Raw genomic sequence first — 1,245 nt, 5'->3', positions numbered from 1 at the left:
CAAACACCCCGATCGAAAAATACCGCGACCTGCTTCCCGACCGCTGGAAACCCTCACAAAAATAGCCGCCCAAAATCCGGACGGCTATTTTTTAAGCTATACCTGCTATCGCGGACGATTGTACCTACAACCATCGACCCCCACAATCAGTGAGTGCATCTTGACGGCTCTCCTGTCGCTCCGACCATGTTTGGGAACATAGAGATTACGCCAGAACAATAGCAACTATATGTCAAGGGCTACACCATCCATGTAGGAGACGCATATATCAGGTTCAACCCCGAAACCAAAGAACCAAATGCTTCACGCCACAACATTGACATAATGACCGGCGGTGGAATGCCTTTCGCACCGGGAGTTCATCCCGAATATGAGGCATTCTACAACGGTCTAAGCGGTTTCAACAAAGAGGGGTTCAAACGCTTCCGTCGCTCACACCCCACGCTGACAAATCAGGAAGCAATGTCGATGTTCAAACTCAACTACGGCCACTCCCGGCACATGGGAATATCCCACGGACTCTAATAACAACCGCCACCGAGAGAAGCATCAGCCTCCCTCGGTGGCGGTTTTACCAAGTTCCCGACATTTCAGTCGGATACTTGACTATAGATGATTAAGCTGTTTTATCTGTCTGGTCTATTATCTATCGGCCACCGGCTGTTGAACGGTTAGCATTGGCATCGACATCTATAAGTTTCTGTGCTCCGCGTTTCTGACGTCCCCATTGCAAGTTATAGGATACAGATATATAAGGAATGCGAAGGTCAACGCGCATGTGCTTTACATTCGAGTTGTATTGATTGAGTTGCTTGGAACCTTGGTCATACTTCCCGAATGGCATCAGCATACCGATTCCAAACTGCCATTTATTCCAATTATATGACAGGTTGATAATAGATAAATCCTCGCGCCAAGAGATTCTTTCTCCGTACAAAGTTCGTGCCGACTTGGTGTATTGGGCGGAGAGCACAAATCCATAATGACTTAACATGAGTTGAGCGTTACCACTCCAATTGTGGTTGTATAAGTTGTAGCCGGAGCCTTTCATGCGCTCGGCACGATATTCGATACTTCCTGCGGCAGTGAGCCATTCCGGTATGATTTCCACCTGCGGCGAGAGATTAAACACAATGTTTTGAAGTCCGCGGCTATTCTCAAACGTGGTGATCAGGCGGTCATTATCCCAATAGAGACGAGGCGCGATAGCGTCGGGTGATGAAAATGCACGAATACCGAATGTGC

3 protein-coding genes are annotated in these 1,245 nt (G+C 48.0%); 2 read left to right on the top strand and 1 reads right to left on the bottom strand.

The window, feature by feature from the left end:
• Both JX312_RS13800 and JX312_RS13795 read left to right on the top strand, forming a co-directional pair.
• Positions 1–202, top strand: a 202-nt coding sequence (locus JX312_RS13800; protein WP_204458496.1) for a hypothetical protein, incomplete at its 5' end; no start/stop codon positions are given.
• Positions 203–324: 122 nt separating this feature from the next.
• Positions 325–525 (top strand): hypothetical protein, encoded by a 201-nt coding sequence (locus JX312_RS13795; RefSeq protein WP_204458495.1) that lies wholly within the window; start codon positions 325–327, stop codon positions 523–525.
• 121 nt (positions 526–646) lie between these two features.
• Here the strand turns inward: JX312_RS13795 and JX312_RS13790 are convergent.
• A partial coding sequence (locus JX312_RS13790) for a hypothetical protein (protein WP_204458494.1) occupies positions 647–1,245 on the bottom strand: 599 nt, incomplete at its 5' end.

This window comes from Barnesiella sp. CU968 (genome assembly GCF_905219685.1).
GTDB lineage: Bacteria > Bacteroidota > Bacteroidia > Bacteroidales > Muribaculaceae > Lepagella > Lepagella muris_A.
The sequence above is the reverse complement of the archived record's forward strand: the minus strand, read 5'-3'. Positions and strand labels throughout refer to the sequence as shown.